Source organism: Roseomonas sp. E05 (genome assembly GCF_030063475.1).
Lineage (GTDB): Bacteria > Pseudomonadota > Alphaproteobacteria > Acetobacterales > Acetobacteraceae > Pseudoroseomonas.
This window is the reverse complement of sequence record NZ_JASIRT010000008.1, coordinates 130,900-149,377: the sequence shown is the minus strand read 5'-3', so window position 1 is coordinate 149,377 and position 18,478 is coordinate 130,900. Positions and strand designations below refer to the sequence as shown.

Here is an 18,478-nt window from a genome sequence, read left to right as displayed (position 1 = left end):
CCGGTCAGGGCTGTTTCAGCGGCCGGGCGCGCGGCCTTGCAGCACCTGCTCGGGCAGGCCGAGCACGAGCAGGAAGGCAAGGCTCATCACCACTCCGCTCATGGTGAAGCAGCCCGTCAGCGCCGTCCGGTATGCGTCGCTGAACAGCATGTGCTGCGCCGGGGTGAGCGCGGCCAGCGCCTCGGCGCCCTGGCGGGTGATCGCCTCCATGTCCAGGCGCCCGCCGAGCACCGTGGCGGTTTCCGCCAGGCTGCCCGACATGATGGCGCCGGAGGCAGCCACCCCCACCGAGCCGCCCAGGGAGCGCAGGAAGGTCATGGCGCCCGTGGCCGCGCCAAGCTCGGAATGGCCGACGGCGTTCTGCACCGCCGTCGTCAGGTTCGGCATGCCCATCCCCATGCCGAGCCCGAGCAGGCCCATCGGCACCAGGAACACGGCCGGCGCCGCCGCCCACCAGGCCAGCACCGCCAGGCCGGCCAGCGCCACCGCCTCCAGCCCCAGCCCGGCCAGCAGGAAGGCCTTGTTCCGCCCGAGTCTGGAGACGATCCGCCCGCCCAGCACCGAGGACAGCACCATTCCCACCACCTGCGGCAGCAGCATCGCCCCCGCCCGCGCCGGGCTCATGCCGAGCACGAGCTGGAAGTAGAGCGGCAGGAAGACGGTCGAGCCCAGCATGGCGAAGGTCATCATGCCGCCGACCACCACGCCGCGGGCGAAGACCTTGTTGCGGAACAGCCGCAGGCGGATCAGCGGCTCCGGCGCGCGCGTCTCCTGCAGCACGAAGAGGCCGAGCAGCACCAGAATCGCCAGCACCATCCCGAGGCTCTCAATGGAAAGCCAGGGGAACTCGGTGCCGCCCCAGGCCATCATCAGCAGCAGAGTGGTGGTCCCGGCCGCCAGCAGCAGCGTGCCGGGATAGTCGATCCGCCGGCTCCGGCTCTCCACCGGGGTGCGAAGCCCCGCGGCGATCAGCACCAGCGCCAGGATGCCGATGGGCAGGTTGACGTAGAAGACCCAGCGCCACGACAGCGCCGAGGTGATGACGCCGCCGAGCAGCGGACCGGCGACGCTGCAGAGCGCGAAGGTGCCGGTGAACAGGCCCTGGTAGCGCGGCCGCTCGCGCGGCGAGACCGCATCGCCGATCGCCGCCTGCGCCAGCACCAGCAGCCCGCCGGCGCCCAGCCCCTGCAGCGCCCGGAAGCCGATGATCTGCCCCATCGACTGCGCCATGCCGCAGAGCAGGGAGCCGGCCAGGAAGGTCAGGACGGCGACGAAGAACAGCCGGCGGCGGCCGAACAGGTCCGACAGCTTGCCATAGAGCGGCGAGGTGACCGTCGAGGTGAGCATGAAGGCCGTCACCACCCAGGAGATGTGCGCCATGCCCCCGAGGTCGCCCACCATGCGGGGCAGCGCCGTATTGACAATGTTCTGATCGAGCGCGGCCAGCGCCATGGTCAGCAGCGCACCTCCCATGACGATGCGGAGCTGGGCCTTGGGAAGTTTTTCAGGGGGAGCGGCCTCATCGGCCGGTTCGATCGTCTCGGCCTCGCTCCGGCGCTGCAGCATCTGGCGTTATTCCCCCGTTTCAAGAACCCAGCCCGGAGGCTGTAACGCAGATCCGCGCCGCCGGAAGGAGCCTGAGCCGTGAAATCTGCAGAGTTCAGCCCCGCAGCGCGCACGGCGCCCGGAACAAGGCGCGGCAATGCGGGCTGGAGGCCGCTTGGGGGAGCAAACACCCGGCAGCGGCGGCGCTTACACGGTCAGCAATTGCCGCACCGCCTCCTCGTCCAGGGAGCCGGAAGGCCCCGCGAGCGCCACCTCCCCGCGCACCATGATGGCGAGCTGGTCGCCCAGTTCCCGCGCGAACTCGTAATACTGCTCCACCAGCACCACCGCCATGTTGCGGCTGCGTGCCAGCAGCGCGATCACCCGCGCGATGTCCTTGATGACGTTGGGCTGGATGCCCTCGGTCGGCTCGTCCAGGATCAGCAGGCGGGGCCGTGCGGTCAGCGCGCGGGCGATGGCGAGCTGCTGCTGCTGCCCGCCCGAGAGGTCGCCCCCCCGCCGCCGCAGGAACTGCTTCAGGATCGGGAACAGCTCGAAGATGTCGTCCGGCACCTTCGAACCGCGCGGGGCGGCGGCCAGCGCCGTCTCGAGGTTCTCGCGCACCGTCAGGAAGGGAAAGATCTCGCGGCCCTGCGGCACGTAGCCGATGCCGGCGCGGGCGCGGCCGGACGGCGGGAGGCCGGCGATATCCCTCCCCTCCCAGAGGATGCGGCCGCCGCGGATGCGCTCAAGCCCGACGATCGCCCGCATCAATGACGACTTGCCGACGCCATTGCGCCCCAGCACGCAGGTCACGCGCCCTGGATCGGCCTCCAGCGAGACGCCGCGCAACGCCCGGCTGGCGCCGTAGAACAGGTCGATGCCTTCGACACGCAGCATGGCTCAGCGCCCCAGATAGACTTCGATCACGCGCGGATCGTTCTGCACGTGGTCGATGGACCCTTCGGAGAGCACGCTGCCCTCGCACAGCACCGTCACCTTCTGGCCGAGGGCACGGACGAACTCCAGATCATGCTCCACCACCACGACGGAGCGCTGCCCGGCGATGCGGCGCAGCAGGGCGGCGGTGTGCTCGGTCTCCTGGTCGGTCATGCCGGCGACCGGCTCGTCCACCAGGAGAAGCCGCGGGTCCTGCATCAGCAGCATGCCGATCTCCAGCCATTGCCGCTGGCCGTGCGAGAGGATGGCGGCACGGTCCTGCGCGCGTTCGGAAAGGCCGATCTCGGCCAGCACCGCCTCGATGCGGCGGCGGGCCTCCGGGCCCAGTACCCAGCGCAGGCAGGACCAGGGATCGCGCGGCGCCTTCAGCGCCAGCTCCAGGTTCTCGAAGACCGTCAGCGCGTCGAAGACCGTCGGCTTCTGGAACTTCCGGCCGATGCCGAGATTGGCGATGGCCGGCTCGTCCAGCTTCGTCAGGTCGTGATCGCCGAAGCTGACAGTGCCCTCGGTGGGGCGGGTCTTGCCGGTGATGATATCCATCATCGTCGTCTTGCCGGCGCCGTTCGGGCCGATGATGGCGCGCAGCTCGCCGGGCTCGATGATCAGCGAAAGGCTGTTCAACGCCCGAAAGCCGTCGAATACGACAGAGACGCCATCGAGGTAGAGCGTGCCGGCCTTCATCGCCCCTCTCCCTTGTGCAGCAGCCCGACCAGCCCGCGCGGCAGGAACAGCGTCACCGCGATGAACAGGCCGCCAAGCACGAAGAGCCAGAGGTCCGGCGCGAAGGAGGTCAGCCAGGTCTTCACCGCGTTCACCGTGAAGGCGCCGAGCAGCGCGCCGGCCAGCGTGCCGCGCCCGCCGACCGCCACCCAGATCACCGCCTCGATGGAGTTGCCCGGGCTGAACTCGCCGGGGTTGATGATCCCGGTCAGCGGCACGTAGAGGGCACCCGCCAGCCCCGCCAGCATGGCAGAGAGCACGAAGACGGCGAGCTTCACATGCGTGGTGTCGTAGCCCAGGAAGCGCACGCGGCTCTCGGCGTCCCGCACCGCCACCAGCACACGGCCGAGCTTCGAGCGGGTGATGTGGCGGCAGAGCCAGAGCGCGCCCGCCAGCACCGCCAGCGCGGCATAGAACAATGCCGCCCGCGCCTCGGCGGTGTTCAGCGGCAGGCCGAGCAGCTCCTTGAAGTCGGTGAAGCCGTTGTTGCCGCCGAAGCCCATGTCGTTGCGGAAGAAGGCCAGCATCAGGGCGTAGGTCATGGCCTGGGTGATGATGCTGAAATAAACCCCGGTGATACGGCTGCGGAAGGCCAGGTAGCCGACCACGCCCGCCAGCAGTCCCGGCACGACCAGCGCCATGAGGAGCGCGAAGGGAAAACTCGAAAAGCCCCACCAGTACCAGGGCAGTTCCTTCCAGCCGAGAAAGACCATGAAGTCCGGCAGGATGGGGTTGCCGTAGACGCCGCGCGGCCCGATCAGCCGCATCAGGTGCATGCCCATGGCATAGCCGCCCAGCGCGAAGAAGGCGCCATGGCCGAGCGAGAGGATGCCGGCATAGCCCCAGGCCAAATCGATCGCCAGCGCCAGGACGGCGTAGCAGATCCACTTGCCGGAGACAGAGACGACGAAATCCGAGACATAGAGCGCGGAGTCCGCCGGAAGGCGGTTGAGCACCGGCAGCAGGGCCAGCAGCGCCAGGCCGGCGAGCAGCAGGCCGCGCAGGATGAGGGCGCGGCTGGGGCGCAGGCGGGGTGCGCCGGTGACGGTGGCGCTCATGGCTCGGCGGCCCTTCCCTTCAGCGCGAACAGCCCCTTCGGCCGCCGCTGGATGAACAGCATGATGCCGACCAGCACGGCGATCTTCGCCAGCACCGCGCCCGCCCAGGGCTCCAGCAGCTTGTTGACGAGGCCGAGGGTGAAGGCGCCGATCATGGTGCCAGCCAGCGAGCCGACGCCGCCGAACACCACCACCATGAAGCTGTCGATGATGTAGCCGGTGCCGAGGTTGGGCGAGACGTTGTCGATCTGGCTCAGCGCCACCCCCGCCATGCCGGCGATGCCCGAACCAAACGCAAAGGTCATGGCGTCCACCCGCCCGGTGCGGATGCCCATGGTGGAGGCGATGCGCCGGTTCTGCACCACGGCGCGCATTTCCAGCCCGAAGCGGGTGAAGCGGATGGCAGCGATTGTCAGCGCGAGCACCAGGAGGCCGAAAAGGATGATCCAGAGCCGGTTCTGCGTGACGATGACGCCGCCCGGCAGGGTCAGCGTGCCCTGCATCCAGGTTGGGCTCGTCACCTCCTGGTTCTGCGCGCCGAAGATCAGCCGAACCGTCTGCTGCAGGATCATGCCGACGCCGAAGGTCATCAGCAGCGTTTCCAGCGGGCGGCCGTAGAGATGGCGGATCAATCCACGCTCCAGCGCCACGCCCACCGCCGCCGTCACCAGGAAGGCGGCGGGGACGGACAGCGGCAGCGACCAGGGCAGCAGCCAGGGAATGCCACGCAGCGCCTCCTGCACCACAACCGTGGTGTAGGCGCCCAGCATGACCATCTCGCCATGCGCCATGTTGATCACGCCCATGACGCCGAAGGTGACGGCGAGGCCGAGCGCGGCCAGCAGCAGGATCGAGCCCAGGGAAAGCCCCTGGAAGACCGTCTCAGCGATCCGGCGCAGCTCCAGCTGGCGGTCGATGGCGGCCACCGCCGCGTCGATCTCGCCGGCCAGGTCGGGGTTGGCGGCGCGGGCCTCCAGCAGCGCCGCACGGGCCTCGGCCGAGCCGCTCTCGGCCAGGAGCTCGATGCCCTGGCGCTTCGCCGCCGCGTCCGGCGCGCCGAGGCGGGTGGCGGCCAGCGCCAGGGCCAGCCGGTCGCGCACCCCCGGCGCGGTCTCGCGGGCCAGCGCCTGCTCCAGCGGTGGAATGTTGGCGGCGTCGCGGCTGCGGAACAGCGCATCGGCCGCGGTCAGGCGCTGCGCCGCCTCGGGCGCGACCAGTTGCAGCCGCCCGAGGGCGCCGCGTAGGGCCGCACGCACACGGTTGTTGATGCGGATGGTCTCGCCTGCCGTGGCGGCCGCGCCGGAGACCGCCTCGCGCACCGTGCCGCCCTGCTCGACCAGAAAGGCGCCATCGGCGCGCTTCTGGAGGTGCCCCTCGGCCAGGGCCTGCAGGATCGGCAGGGCGCGCGGGTCGCCCAGCGCGCCGAGGCGTTCCACCGCCTCGGCCTGGGCGCCGTAGCCGCCGGAAAGCCCGGCGAGCGCAGCGGTGAAGGCATCCTGCGCCCGCGCCGTCGGCGTGGCGGAAAGCAGCAACAGGATCAACAGGAGCAGGATGCGTCGCATGACGGCATTCGGCCGCGGCGCACCGCGGCCTCCCTCCTCACTTCTTGCGGTTGGCGTTTTCGGGGATGTACGGGGACCAGTTCTCGGCCTTGATGGCGTCCGGCGTCTTCCAGACGATGTTGAACTGCCCGTCCTCCTGGATCTCGCCGATCATCACCGGCTTCGAGAGGTGGTGGTTCTGCCACATCTGCTCGGTATAGCCGCAGGGGGCATCCACCTTCTGGCCATACATCGCCTCGCGCACCTTATCGACCGCGGTGGTGCCGGCCTGGGCCACGGCCTGCGTCCACATGCGGAAGCCGGTATAGGTCGCCTCCATCGGGTCGTTGGTGACGCGCTTGTCGTTCTTGATGTAGGCGCGCCACATCTTCTTGAACTCGGCGTTCTGCGGCGTGTCCACCGACATGAAGTAGTTCCAGGCCGCCAGGTGGCCGACCAGCGGCTTGGTGTCGATGCCCGCCAGCTCCTCCTCGCCCACCGAGAAGGCGACGCAGGGGATGTCCTCGGCCTTGATGCCCTGGTTGCCCAACTCACGGTAGAAGGGCACGTTGGCATCGCCGTTGATGGTGGAAACGATCGCCGTCCGCTTGCCCTCGCCGGCGAAGCGCTTCACGCGGGAGACGATGCCCTGCCAGTCGGAATGGCCGAAGGGCGTGTACTCCTCCATGATGTCCGCATCCGCCACGCCCTTGCTGTTGAGGTAGGCGCGCAGGATGCGGTTGGTGGTGCGGGGATAGACGTAGTCGGTGCCGAGCAGGGCGATGCGCTTCGCCTCGCCGCCATCGGCGCTCATCAGGTAGTCCACCGCCGGGATGGCCTGCTGGTTGGGCGCGGCGCCGGTGTAGAAGACGTTGCGGGACTGCTCCTCGCCCTCGTACTGCACGGGATAGAAGAGCAGGCCGTTCAGCTCCTCGAAGACCGGCAGCACCGACTTGCGGGAGACCGAGGTCCAGCAGCCGAAGGTGACGTCCACCTTGTGGACCTGCAGCAGCTCGCGCGCCTTCTCGGCGAAGAGCGGCCAGTTGGAGGCCGGGTCCACCACCACCGCCTCCACCTTGCGGCCGAGCAGGCCGCCCTTGCCGTTGATCCAGTCCACCATCATCAGCACGGTGTCGCGCAGCGCCGTCTCGCTGATCGCCATGGTGCCGGAGAGGGAGTGCAGCACGCCGACCTTGATGGGCGCTCCCTGGGCGAAGGAGGGGCGGATGGCGGGCAGGGCCAGCGCGCCGGCGGCGCCGGCCATCAGGGCACGGCGCGAGAATGGGGTCCTGAGGGTCATGGCTCGTCTCCTGGCGCGGCAAGGGCCGCCTCGCATGCCCGGCAGTCTTGGGGCGGTCCTTGCGGAAGCGAATACGTCAAATGACGTAGCCGCCCCGTGCTTGACGCTCGCGCCGGCGCGGCCCCACTCTTGCCCCTCCCCTCCCGAGCGGCAGAGCGAGGACCACGCCCCGCATGGCGACACGCCAGCGCATCCTGCGCATCCGGCGCGACTACAACCGCTGGGTCGCCGACGAGACGATGGAGGATTATGCCCTCCGTTTCACCGCCGAGAGCGCCCGCAAGTGGTCGGCCTTCCGGGTGGCCAACACCGCCCTCGGTTCGATCTCCTTCCTGGCGCTGGAGGCGATCGGCGGCGCGCTCACCGTGGCGCATGGCTTCACCAACAGCGTGGCGGCCATCCTCTTCGTCAGCCTGCTGATCTTCGCGGCTTCCCTGCCGATCTGCCTGAACGCGGCGCGGGCAGGCGTGGATATCGACCTGCTCACCCGCGGCGCCGGCTTCGGCTATATCGGCTCGACCATCACCTCGCTGATCTACGCCAGCTTCACCTTCATCTTCTTCGGCATCGAGGCGGTGATCCTGGCCGCCATGCTGGACAGCTTCTTCGGCGTGCCGCTCTGGCTCGGCTATATCCTCTGCGCCGTTGTGGTGGTGCCGCTGGTCACCCATGGCATCACCTTCATCAGCCGGGTGCAGACCTGGACGCAGCCCGTCTGGCTGGTGCTGAACCTGCTGCCCCTGCTGGCGGTGATGGTGGCGCACCCGGACTGGCTGTCGGAATGGACGGAGTATGGCGGGAGCCAGGGCACAGGTGGCTTCAACCTGCTGGCCTTCGGCGCCGCCGCCTCCATCCTCTTCGCGCTGATCACCCAGACCGGCGAGCAGGTGGACTACATCCGCTTCCTCCCTCCGCGGGCCACGCAGCGCGGCTGGGTCTGGTGGGGCGCGCTGCTGGCCGGCGGGCCGGGCTGGATCGCCTTCGACGTGCTGAAGCTGCTGGCCGGTTCCTTCCTCGCCTATGCCGCGCTGCGCGCCGGGCTTTCCGTCGCGCAGGCGGTGCAGCCGGCCGAGATGTACCGCCTCGCCTTCGGCACCCTGCTCGCCTCGCCCACCCTGGCGCTGGTGGTGACGGCGGTCTTCGTCGCGCTGTCGCAGATCAAGATCAACGTCACCAACGCCTATGCCGGCTCGCTCGCCTGGTCGAACTTCTTCTCGCGGCTGACACACAGCCATCCCGGCCGGGTGGTCTGGCTGGTGTTCAACATCGCCGTCGCGCTGCTGCTGATGGAGCTCGGCGTCTACAACACCATCGAGCAGGTGCTGTTCGTCTATTCCAACGTCGCCGCCGCCTGGATGGGCGCGCTGGTGGCCGACCTCGCCGTCAACAAGCCGCTCGGCCTCAGCCCGGATGGCATCGAGTTCAAGCGGGCGCATCTCTACGACGTCAACCCGGTGGGCGTCGGCAGCATGGCGCTCTCCGTCGCCGCCTCCTTCCTGGCCTATTACGGCTTCCTCGGCCCGCTGGCGCAGGCCATGGCCACTTTCATCGCCTTCGGTGTGGCCTTCGTCGCGGCGCCGGTGATCGCCTGGGCGACGGAGGGCCGCTACTACCTCGCGCGCAAGCCGCGTGCCGCCTGGGCTGCCAGGCCGAACCTGCAATGCGTCATCTGCGAGCACCGCTTCGAGCCGCGCGACATGGCCTATTGCCCCGTCTATACCGGCCCGATCTGCTCGCTCTGCTGCTCGCTCGACGCCCGCTGCGGCGATGGCTGCAAGCCGCATGCGCGCCTCTCCGCCCAGATCATGACGCCGCTGCGCGCCGCCCTGCCCGCCCCGGTGCTGCGCGCGCTGGGCACGCCGGTCGGCTCCTTCCTGGTGGTCTTCCTGCTGTTCGTGGCCACCATCAGCCTGGTCTTCCTCGGTATCCGCGCCCAGGCGCCGGCCAGCCCGGACCTCAACGCCGCCTTCTGGAAGGCCTTCTTCGTGCTGGCGGTCATCGGCGGCATCGTTGCCTGGGCCCTGGTCCTGGCGCATGAGAGCCGCAAGGTGGCGCAGGAGGAGACGCGCCGGCAAACCAGCCTGCTGCTGAGCGAAATCCGCGCCCACCAGCGCACCGACGCCGCGCTCCAGAAGGCCAAGGAGGCCGCCGAGGCCGCCAATCTCGCCAAGAGCCGCTACGTCATCGGCATCAGCCACGAACTGCGCTCGCCGCTCAACGCCATCCTCGGCTATGCGCAGCTGCTGGAGCGCGATCCGGCCATTCCGGAGCGCCGGCGCGACGGCGTGCGCACCATCCGCCGCTCCGGCGAGCACCTGGCGGCGCTGATCGAGGGGCTGCTCGACATCTCCAAGATCGAGGCCGGGCGCATCGAGCTGTATCGCGACGCCGTGCGCCTGCCGGAGTTCCTCGAGCAGATCGTGCAGATGCTGCGCCTGCAGGCGGAGGCGAAGAGCATCGCCTTCACCTTCGACGCGCCGGTGCGGATGCCGGAGCTGGTCTATACCGATGAGCGGCGGCTGCGGCAGATCCTGATCAACCTGCTCTCCAACGCCATCAAGTTCACCCGCACGGGCGGCGTGACGCTGCGGCTGCGCTTCCGCTCGGAGGTGGCGGATTTCGAGGTCATCGACACCGGCATCGGCATCGCGGAAGCGGACCTCGCCCGCATCTTCGAGCCCTTCCAGCGCGGCGCCAACTCGCACGCGCCCTCGACGCCCGGCGTCGGCCTCGGCCTGACCATCTGCAAGACGCTGGTGGAGGTGATGGGCGGCGAGGTCTCGGTCAGCAGCCGGCTCGGCGAGGGCAGCCGCTTCCGCGTGCGGCTGCTGCTCTCCGGCCGGACGGGCGGCCCTGTCGAGGTGGAGCGGAGCATCACCGGCCGGGCGACGGCGGCTCGCCCGCTCCGCGTGCTGGTGGCGGACGACGATGCCGCGCATCGCGCCCTGGTGGCGGACCTGCTGGAGCCGCTCGGTTTCGAGGTGCGGCTGGCGTCGGAGGGCCCAGAATGCCTGGCGCTCGCGGCCGAGGGGGCGCCGGACCTCTTCCTGCTCGACATCGCCATGCCCGGCATGACGGGGTGGGAGCTGGCGCGGCGCCTGCGCGAGGATGCCGGGCAGACGGCCCCCATCCTCATGGTCTCCGCCAATGCGCTGGAACTCGGGCCGCCCGGCGAAGGCCAGCACCACAACGACGTCTTGCCCAAGCCGCTCTCGCTGGCCGCGCTGCTGGAGAAAATCGGCGAGCTGCTCGGCGTCACCTGGACCTTCGCCGAGGCCCCGCCCGCCGCACCCTCGGCGGCCACGGTGCAGCTGACCCCGGAGCAGGCCGCCAATCTGCGCCAGCTCGCCGCGATCGGCTATGTCGGCGGCATTCGCGAGCAGCTGGACGCGCTGGAAGCCGAGGCGCCGGAGGCCCGCGCCGCCATTGCCGAGCTGCGCGGCTTCATCGCCGACTACCGGCTCGACGCCTTCATGGCAGCCCTGCCGGAGGCCGAACCGGCCCCCCCGGAGTCGGGCGCCGATGCCTGAGCATCCCCGCGCCACCGAGCGCCGCGATATCGTGCTGGTGGTGGATGACGCGCCCGGCACGCTCGGCCTGCTGAACGACACGCTGGAGGGCGCCGGCTACATGGTGCTGGTGGCGCAGTCCGCCGCCGCCGCCATGGCGGTGATCGAGCGCATCATCCCGGACATCGTGCTGATGGACGCGGTGATGCCGGGGATGGATGGGTTCGAGGCCTGCCGGCGGATGAAGCGCAATGCCGCGCTGGTCCCGGTGCCCGTCATCTTCATGACCGGCTTGACGGAGAGCGAGGACGTGGTGCGCGGCTTCGATGCCGGCGGCGTGGACTATGTCATCAAGCCGGTGGTGCCGGACGAGGTTCTGGCCCGGATCAGCGCGCATCTGGCCAATGCCCGCCTGACGCGCAGCGCGCATGCGGCGCTGGACGTGGCGGGGCGCTACCTGCTGGCGGTGGACCGGGAGGGCGGCGTGCTCTGGGCGACGCCGCAGGCCGCCGCGCTGCTGCGCGCCGCCACGCCGCCCGGCGCCGAGGAGGCGGATGCCGGGCTGACCGGCCTGCGCATCCCGAACTGGGCGCCGCTGCCGGCGGGGGAGGCGCCGCGCCTCGCTCCCGTCACGCTGGCGGATGGGCGGCGCGTGGAGTTCCAGCATGTCGGGCAGATCGAGGCGGAGGAGCTGCTGCTGCGCATCACCGCCTCCGATCCCGGGCGGGAGGAGGCGGTGCTGCGCGACCGGCTCGGCCTGACGGCGCGCGAGGCGGAGGTGCTGCTCTGGCTCGGCCGCGGCAAATCCAACCGCGACATCGCCGAGATCCTGGTGATGAGCCCGCGCACGGTGAACAAGCACCTGGAGGGAATTTTCAGCAAGCTCGGCGTGGAGAACCGTGCCTCGGCGGCGGCCCTGGCGGTGCGTGTTCTGGGGGGCGGCTGATGCGACCTGCTGATGGCGGGGTCCAAGGGAACACGGTTCCCCCGGTGGGAGTGTCCAGAGGGGCCGGCGCCCCCTCTGGCCTGTCCCTTGCATGAATTCCCCGCTCATGCCTGCTTCCCCTCTCCCCTCCCACCAGCGCGCCCATGGCCGGGCGGAGCTCACCTTCGTGCGCAGCCCACGCGGCACCACCTTGCGGCACCTGTTCCACGCCGCTCCGCTGCGCGTGCTCTTCCCGAGGCCGGAGCCGGACGATCTGCCGCTCGCGGCCCTGGTGAATGTCGGTGGCGGGCTGGCCGGCGGCGATTCCCTGGAAACGGTGGTGCGAATCGAGGCTGGCGCCGGCGCCAGCCTGACCACGCCGGCGGCGGAGAAGGTCTATCGCAGCCTGGACGCCGCCACCCGGCTCACCACATCGCTGACCCTCGCCAGCGGCGCCATGCTGGAGTGGCTGCCGCAGGAGACCATCCTGTTCGATGGCGCACGGCTGGACAGGCGGATGCAGGTGCATCTCGCCCCTGGTGCCAGGCTGCTGGCGGCGGAGATGGTGGTCTTCGGCCGCGTGGCGCGTGGCGAGCGGCTGCGGCAGGGTGCGCTGTTCGACTCCTGGCGGATCTGGCGCGAGGAGCGGATGCACTGGGCGGATGCCACCCGCCTCGCGGAGGCGCCCTCCACAAGCCTGGAAGCGCCTTTCGGCTTTGCCGGGGCCGAAGCCTCGGCGGTGTTGCTCCTGGCCGGCAGCGAGGCCGAGGCCTCCGCGGCGCGCGAGCGGCTGCGCGAGGCCGGGCATGCCGCCACCCTCGCCCGCCCCGGCCTGCTGGTCGCCCGCTTCCTCGGTGAGGCGCGTGACGTGCGCGAGGCCGTCTCGGCGGCCGTTCCTGCGCTGCGCGCCAGTGCCCTCGGCCTGCCGGCCCGCCTGCCGCGGCTGTGGACGAGCTGAGCGCCCCCGCCGCACAATGATCCGCAACACGCTCCGCAGGATGGCCCGATGCACCTGACCCCCCGCGAGAAGGACAAGCTCCTGGTCGCCATGGCCGCCGAGGTGGCGCGCCGGCGCCTGGCCCGTGGCGTGAAGCTGAACCACCCGGAGGCGATCGCGCTGATCACCGACCATGTGGTGGAAGGCGCGCGCGACGGCCGCAGCGTGGCCGAACTGATGCGCGACGGCGCCACCGTCCTGACCCGCGAGCAGGTGATGGAAGGCATCCCCGAGATGATCCATGAGATCCAGGTGGAGGCCACCTTCCCGGACGGTACCAAGCTCGTCACCGTGCACAACCCGATCCGCTGAGGAGCGCGCCATGATTCCGGGTGAGATCATTCCCGCCGCCGGCGAGATCGAGCTGAATGCCGGTCGTGACGTCACCGAGATCGAGGTCGCCAATACCGGCGACCGGCCGATCCAGGTCGGCAGCCACTACCACTTCCAGGAAACCAACCCGGCGCTCGCCTTCGACCGCGGCGCGGCGCGCGGCAAGCGGCTGGACATTCCTGCCGGTACGGCCGTCCGCTTCGAGCCCGGCCAGAGCCGCAAGGTAAGGCTGGTGCCCTTCGCCGGCGCGCGCGTCGTGCACGGCTTCCGCGGCGAGACCGAGGGGAGCCTCTGACATGCCCGCCCGCCTCTCCCGCACCGCCTATGCCGGCATGTACGGCCCCACCACGGGCGACCGCATCCGCCTGGCCGATACCGAGCTCTTCGCGGAGGTCGAGCGCGACCTCACCACCTATGGCGAGGAGGTGAAGTTCGGCGGCGGCAAGGTGATCCGCGACGGCATGGGCCAGTCCCAGCGCACCCGCGCCGAAGGGGCGATGGACACCGTCATCACCAACGCCCTCATCATCGACCATACCGGCATCCTCAAGGCCGATGTGGGGCTGAAGGAGGGTCGCATCGCCGCGATCGGCAAGGCCGGCAACCCCGACACCCAGCCGGGCGTGGACATCGTCATCGGCCCGGGCACGGAAATCATCGCCGGCGAGGGACGCATCCTGACGGCGGGCGGCATCGACCCGCATATCCACTTCATCTGCCCGCAGCAGATCGAGGAGGCGCTGGCCTCCGGCATCACCACCATGTTCGGCGGCGGCACCGGGCCGGCGCATGGCACGCTGGCCACCACCGCCACGCCCGGCCCCTGGCATCTCGGAAGAATGTTGCAGGCGGCGGAGAGCTTCCCGATGAACCTCGGCTTCCTCGGCAAGGGCAATGCCGCCCTGCCGGCGGCGCTGGAGGAGCAGATCCGCGGCGGCGCCTGCGGCCTCAAGCTGCACGAGGACTGGGGCACCACGCCCAAGGCGATCGACACCTGCCTCTCGGTCGCCGATGATTACGACATCCAGGTCGCCATCCACACGGACACGCTGAACGAGAGCGGCTTCGTCGAGGACACGATCCGCGCCATCAAGGGCCGCGCCATCCAGGCCTTCCATACCGAAGGGGCCGGCGGCGGCCACGCGCCGGACATCCTGCGCGTCGTCGGCGAGGCGAACTTCCTGCCCAGTTCCACCAACCCGACCATGCCCTACACGGTGAACACCGTGGACGAGCATCTCGACATGCTGATGGTCTGCCACCACCTCGACCCCCGCATCGCCGAGGACGTGGCCTTCGCGGAATCCCGCATCCGCAAGGAGACCATCGCCGCCGAGGACATCCTGCACGACCTCGGCGCTATCTCCATGATGTCCTCCGACAGCCAGGCGATGGGCCGCGTCGGCGAGGTGATCATCCGCACCTGGCAGACCGCCCACAAGATGAAGGTGCAGCGCGGGCGCCTGCCCGGCGAGCAGGGCGAGAACGACAACCTTCGCATCCGCCGCTACATCGCCAAGTACACGATCAACCCGGCCATCGCGCAGGGCATCAGCGCGCATGTCGGCAGCGTGGAGGTCGGCAAGCTGGCCGACCTGGTGCTCTGGACGCCCGCTTTGTTCGGCGTGAAGCCGGATTACGTGCTGAAATGCGGCAGCATCGCCATGGCGCCGATGGGTGACCCCAACGCCTCCATCCCGACGCCGCAGCCCGTGCATTACCGCCCGATGTTCGCCGGCTTTGGCCGGGCGATGCAGGCCAGTTCCGTCACCTTCGTCTCGGCGGCCTCGCTGGAGAGCGGCGACCTCGCCGGGCGGCTCGGCCTCGCGCGCCAGCTCCTGCCGGTGAGCGGCACGCGCAAGATCGGCAAGCGCGACATGGTGCTGAACGACGCCCTGCCGAAGATCGAGGTGGACCCCGAGACCTACGAGGTCCGTGCCGATGGCGAGTTGCTGATCTGCGAACCGGCGACAGTGCTGCCGATGGCGCAGCGGTACTTCCTGTTCTGAACGCCGCCGGAGAGCGAGCAATGACTGACGAAACCCTCCCCCGCGCCACCCAGGTGCTTCCTGCCGGTGCGTGGCAGGCGCGCGCCGCGCGCGACGTGGTGGTGGTGGACTTCGACGACCGCCACCGCCGCCGCAAGCGCTACATCGGGCAGAAAGGCACGGCCTTCCTGCTGGACCTGCCTGAGGCCCGCGTGCTGCACGACGGCGACGGGCTGCTGCTGGAAGGCGGCGGGGTCGTCCTGGTGCAGGCGGCGCCGGAGCCGCTGGTAGAGGTGCGCGGGCGCGACCCGCAGCACCTGATGCGGCTGGCCTGGCATCTCGGCAACCGCCACCTGCCCGCGGAACTCGATGCCGAGCGCATCCTGATCCGCGACGACCACGTCATCGCGCGGATGCTGGAAGGCCTCGGCGCCACGCTGGCCAAGGTGGAGGCGCCCTTCAACCCGGAGGGCGGCGCTTATGGCGAGCACAACCGCCACGAAGGCCATCATCACGGGCACGACCATGCACGGGAGGATTGCGGCTGCGGCCATGACCACGGCCACCATCACCACTGAGGCCGCGCTCCAGCGCCTGCTGACCTGGCTTTCCCCGGCCTATCCGGTCGGCGCCTATACCTACAGCCACGGGCTGGAGATGGCGGTGGAGGACGGCGCGGTACGGAACCGGACCACGCTCATTGCCTACGTCAGCGCAGTGCTGGAGGCGGGGGCTGGACGCATCGATGCCGCCCTCCTGACGGCCGCCTTCCGCACCGCTGCGGCGGAGGACGAGGCCGCGCTGGACACCGTGGCTGAACTCGCCGCCGCCTGGCGCGGCACGGGGGAGACGGCGCTGGAGGCCATGGCGCAGGGCAGCGCCTTCCTGAAGGTGACCAACGCCGCCTGGCCCGATGCGCGGTTGGCCGCCTTCACGCAGCGCCACAGCGGGAATGTCGCGCATCCCGTGGCCTTCGGCGCGGCGGCGGCATGGCATGGCGTGCCGCTGCGCCCGGCGCTGTTCGGCTTCCTCTCCGCCTTTGCGGCCAACCTCGTCTCGGCCGGGGTGCGGCTGGTGCCGCTCGGCCAGACGGACGGACAGATCGCCACCGCCGCCCTGTTCCCCGTGCTGGAAGCCGCCACCGAAGCCGGGCTCACAGCTGATCTCGACACGCTCGGCACCGCCGCGCCTGCCCTCGACCTCTTCTCCATGCGCCACGAGACGCAATACACGAGGCTCTTCCGCTCATGAGCAGTGACAATCTGGCCCGACCGCTTCAGGCCTCCGCACGTGAGGCGCGCTCCGGCGATCGGGCGGACAACGGCCCCTTCCGCGTCGGCATCGGTGGCCCGGTCGGTTCCGGCAAGACGGCGCTGACCGACCGGCTCTGCAAGCACCTGCGCGACGCCTACAACATTGCCGTCATCACCAACGACATCTACACCAAGGAGGATGCCGAGTTCCTGACGCGCAGCGGCGCGCTGGCGCCGGAGCGAATCACCGGCGTCGAGACCGGCGGTTGCCCGCACACCGCCATCCGCGAGGATGCCTCGATCAACCTTGCCGCCGTGCAGGAGATGACGGCGCGCTTCCCGGGGCTGGAGATGCTGTTCATCGAAAGCGGCGGCGACAATCTGGCCGCCACCTTCAGCCCGGAGTTGGCCGATCTGACGATCTACGTGATCGACGTCTCGGCGGGCGACAAGATCCCGCGCAAGGGCGGTCCTGGCATCACGCGCTCCGACCTGCTGGTGATCAACAAGACCGACCTCGCGCCGCTGGTCGGCGCCGACCTGGGCGTGATGGACCGGGATGCGAAGAAGATGCGCGGCCAGCGCCCCTTCATCTTCACCAACCTGAAGGCCAACCAGGGCGTGGCGGAGATCGCCGATTTCGTCCTGCGCTCCGGCGGCATCGCGCCGCGCAGCGCCAACTGACAGAAAGAAGATGGGGGTTCGGGGGAATTCCTTCCCCCGACCTGTTTCTTTTTAGCCGCCGACGGTCTTCTGCATCTGCTCGCCCAGCCCCTCGATGCCGAGGCGGATGGTCTGCCCCGCCTTCAGGAACTTCGGCGGCTTCTGCCCCATGCCGACGCCCGGCGGCGTACCGGTGGAGATCACGTCGCCCGGGTGCAGCGTGATGAACTGCGAGACGTAGGAGACGAGCTTCGTCACGCCGAAGATCATCGTGCGGGTCGAGCCGTCCTGGTAGCGTTCCCCGTCCACCTCGCAGAACATGGCGAGGTTCTGCGGGTCCGGCACCTCGTCCTTGGTCACCAGCCAGGGGCCGAGCGGGCCGAAGGTGTCGCAGCCCTTGCCCTTGTCCCAGGTGCCGCCGCGCTCGATCTGGTATTCGCGCTCGGAGACGTCGTTGCAGAGGGCGTAGCCGGCCACGTAGTCCAACGCCTCATCTTCGGAGACACGCTTGGCGCGGCGGCCGATGATGATGGCGAGTTCCACCTCCCAGTCGGTCTTGGTGCTGCCGGCGGGGATCTCCACGTCATCGTTCGGGCCGCTGAGGGCGCCGAGCGACTTCAGGAAGATGATCGGCTCCTTCGGGATGGCGGCGCCGGTTTCGGCGGCGTGGTCGGCGTAGTTCAGGCCGATGCAGACGAAGTTGGTCATCCGCGCCACCGGCGGGCCGAGCCGCGGCGAGCCGCTCACCGCCGGCAGTTTGGAAGTGTCCAGCGCCGCGAGCTTGGCGAGACCCTCCGGCGAGAGCACGTCGCCGGCCAGGTCGGGCACCACGCCGGAGAGGTCACGGATGGTACCGTCGGCATCCAGCAGGCCCGGCTTCTCCTGGCCCGGCGCGCCAAAGCGCAGAAGCTTCATGGTTCAGCGTTTCCTTGTCAGTTGGTCCAGCCGCCGTCGATGACGATGGCCTGTGCGGTCACGAAAGCCGATTCCGGCGCGGAGAGGTAGACCACCAGCGCGGCGATCTCCTCCGCCGTGGCGAGCCGCCCCATGGCCTGCCGGGAGACAAAGCCGGCCCGCGCCGCTTCGAGACCGCCGGCCGCTGTCGCATTGGCGGCGATGCGCTCGCCGAGGGAGGGCGTGTCCACCGTGCCCGGGCAGACGCAGTTGCAGCGGATACCCTTGGCCACGTAGTCGGCGGCGATGCTCTTGGTCATGCCCACCACGGCGGCCTTGCTGGTGCCGTAGACGAAGCGGTTGGCGACGCCCTTCACGCTGGAGGCGGCGGAGGACATGTTGACGATCGCCCCGCCCCCCTGCGCCAGCATGCCCGGCAAGGCGGCGCGGATGGTGCGCCACATGGCCCGCACATTGAGCGCGAAGGCGAAGTCCCATTCCTCATCCGTGCAGCTCAGCGCGTCGTTCTGGTGCACGAAGCCGGCGCAGTTGAACAGCACGTCGAAGGGGCCGTGCGCGGTGATGGCCGCTTTCACCGCAGCATCGTCCAGCACGTCCAGCGCCTGGGGGATGATGCCCTGCGCCTCCAGGCCCGCGAGCTTCGCGGCATCACGGTCGGTCGCCACCACCTGCGCGCCCTCGGCGGCGTAGGCAAGCGCGGTGGCACGCCCGATCCCCTGCCCTGCCGCGGTCACGAAGCACGTCTTGCCGGCCAACCGTCCTGCCATGCCC

17 protein-coding genes are annotated in these 18,478 nt (G+C 70.0%); 9 read left to right on the top strand and 8 right to left on the bottom strand.

Annotated features, from left to right (window positions below; all coding sequences use genetic code 11):
• Positions 1–15 precede the first annotated feature (15 nt).
• The 6 genes from QMO56_RS11080 to urtA all read right to left on the bottom strand — a co-directional run bounded on the left by QMO56_RS11080 (position 16) and on the right by urtA (position 7,124).
• The gene (locus tag QMO56_RS11080; protein ID WP_283525706.1) at positions 16–1,566 is read right to left on the bottom strand and encodes a DHA2 family efflux MFS transporter permease subunit; all 1,551 of its coding nucleotides are present in this window, start codon (positions 1,564–1,566) and stop codon (positions 16–18) included.
• A gap of 186 nt (positions 1,567–1,752) precedes the next feature.
• Positions 1,753–2,445: an urea ABC transporter ATP-binding subunit UrtE gene (gene urtE, locus QMO56_RS11075; protein ID WP_283525704.1), complete on the bottom strand. Its 693-nt coding sequence runs from the start codon at positions 2,443–2,445 to the stop codon at positions 1,753–1,755.
• Between the two features lie 3 nt (positions 2,446–2,448).
• The gene (gene urtD / locus QMO56_RS11070; RefSeq protein WP_283525702.1) at positions 2,449–3,186 is read right to left on the bottom strand and encodes an urea ABC transporter ATP-binding protein UrtD; all 738 of its coding nucleotides are present in this window, start codon (positions 3,184–3,186) and stop codon (positions 2,449–2,451) included.
• Complete coding sequence (gene urtC, locus QMO56_RS11065; protein WP_283525700.1) at positions 3,183–4,283, bottom strand: urea ABC transporter permease subunit UrtC; 1,101 nt, start codon at positions 4,281–4,283, stop codon at positions 3,183–3,185. The genes urtD and urtC overlap by 4 nt, the downstream gene beginning before the upstream one ends.
• The gene (urtB, locus tag QMO56_RS11060; RefSeq protein ID WP_283525699.1) at positions 4,280–5,845 is read right to left on the bottom strand and encodes an urea ABC transporter permease subunit UrtB; all 1,566 of its coding nucleotides are present in this window, start codon (positions 5,843–5,845) and stop codon (positions 4,280–4,282) included. The genes urtC and urtB overlap by 4 nt, the downstream gene beginning before the upstream one ends.
• A 37-nt stretch (positions 5,846–5,882) precedes the next feature.
• Complete coding sequence (gene urtA / locus QMO56_RS11055; RefSeq protein ID WP_349362351.1) at positions 5,883–7,124, bottom strand: urea ABC transporter substrate-binding protein; 1,242 nt, start codon at positions 7,122–7,124, stop codon at positions 5,883–5,885.
• Positions 7,125–7,297: 173 nt separating this feature from the next.
• Here urtA and QMO56_RS11050 point away from each other — a divergent pair, with 173 nt between their 5' ends.
• The 9 genes from QMO56_RS11050 to ureG all read left to right on the top strand — a co-directional run bounded on the left by QMO56_RS11050 (position 7,298) and on the right by ureG (position 16,813).
• Positions 7,298–10,654: an ATP-binding protein gene (locus QMO56_RS11050; protein ID WP_283525697.1), complete on the top strand. Its 3,357-nt coding sequence runs from the start codon at positions 7,298–7,300 to the stop codon at positions 10,652–10,654.
• On the top strand, positions 10,647–11,579 hold the full coding sequence (locus QMO56_RS11045; RefSeq protein ID WP_283525695.1) for a DNA-binding response regulator: 933 nt from the start codon (positions 10,647–10,649) through the stop codon (positions 11,577–11,579). The genes QMO56_RS11050 and QMO56_RS11045 overlap by 8 nt, the downstream gene beginning before the upstream one ends.
• A gap of 106 nt (positions 11,580–11,685) precedes the next feature.
• Positions 11,686–12,516 (top strand): urease accessory protein UreD, encoded by an 831-nt coding sequence (locus QMO56_RS11040; protein ID WP_283525693.1) that lies wholly within the window; start codon positions 11,686–11,688, stop codon positions 12,514–12,516.
• Positions 12,517–12,564: 48 nt separating this feature from the next.
• Positions 12,565–12,867, top strand: a complete 303-nt coding sequence (locus QMO56_RS11035) for an urease subunit gamma (RefSeq protein WP_283525692.1) — start codon at positions 12,565–12,567, stop codon at positions 12,865–12,867.
• Between the two features lie 10 nt (positions 12,868–12,877).
• Positions 12,878–13,183, top strand: coding sequence for an urease subunit beta (locus QMO56_RS11030; protein WP_283525691.1), 306 nt, complete (start codon positions 12,878–12,880; stop codon positions 13,181–13,183).
• Between the two features lies 1 nt (position 13,184).
• Positions 13,185–14,897, top strand: coding sequence for an urease subunit alpha (ureC, locus tag QMO56_RS11025; RefSeq protein WP_283525689.1), 1,713 nt, complete (start codon positions 13,185–13,187; stop codon positions 14,895–14,897).
• Between the two features lie 20 nt (positions 14,898–14,917).
• The gene (locus tag QMO56_RS11020) at positions 14,918–15,454 is read left to right on the top strand and encodes an urease accessory protein UreE (RefSeq protein WP_283525688.1); all 537 of its coding nucleotides are present in this window, start codon (positions 14,918–14,920) and stop codon (positions 15,452–15,454) included.
• Entirely contained in the window at positions 15,429–16,127 is a 699-nt protein-coding gene (locus QMO56_RS11015; RefSeq protein ID WP_283525687.1) for an urease accessory protein UreF, read from the top strand. Before QMO56_RS11020 ends, QMO56_RS11015 begins: the two co-directional genes overlap by 26 nt.
• Positions 16,124–16,813 carry an urease accessory protein UreG gene (ureG, locus tag QMO56_RS11010; RefSeq protein WP_283525686.1) on the top strand — a complete coding sequence of 230 codons (690 nt, stop codon included), beginning with the start codon at positions 16,124–16,126 and terminating at the stop codon, positions 16,811–16,813. Before QMO56_RS11015 ends, ureG begins: the two co-directional genes overlap by 4 nt.
• A gap of 51 nt (positions 16,814–16,864) precedes the next feature.
• On the opposite strand, the gene QMO56_RS11005 is transcribed toward ureG, so the two are convergent.
• Together QMO56_RS11005 and QMO56_RS11000 are read right to left on the bottom strand one after the other, a co-directional pair.
• Positions 16,865–17,707: a fumarylacetoacetate hydrolase family protein gene (locus QMO56_RS11005; protein ID WP_283525684.1), complete on the bottom strand. Its 843-nt coding sequence runs from the start codon at positions 17,705–17,707 to the stop codon at positions 16,865–16,867.
• Positions 17,708–17,724: 17 nt separating this feature from the next.
• Entirely contained in the window at positions 17,725–18,474 is a 750-nt protein-coding gene (locus tag QMO56_RS11000; RefSeq protein WP_283525682.1) for an SDR family oxidoreductase, read from the bottom strand.
• Positions 18,475–18,478 lie beyond the last annotated feature (4 nt).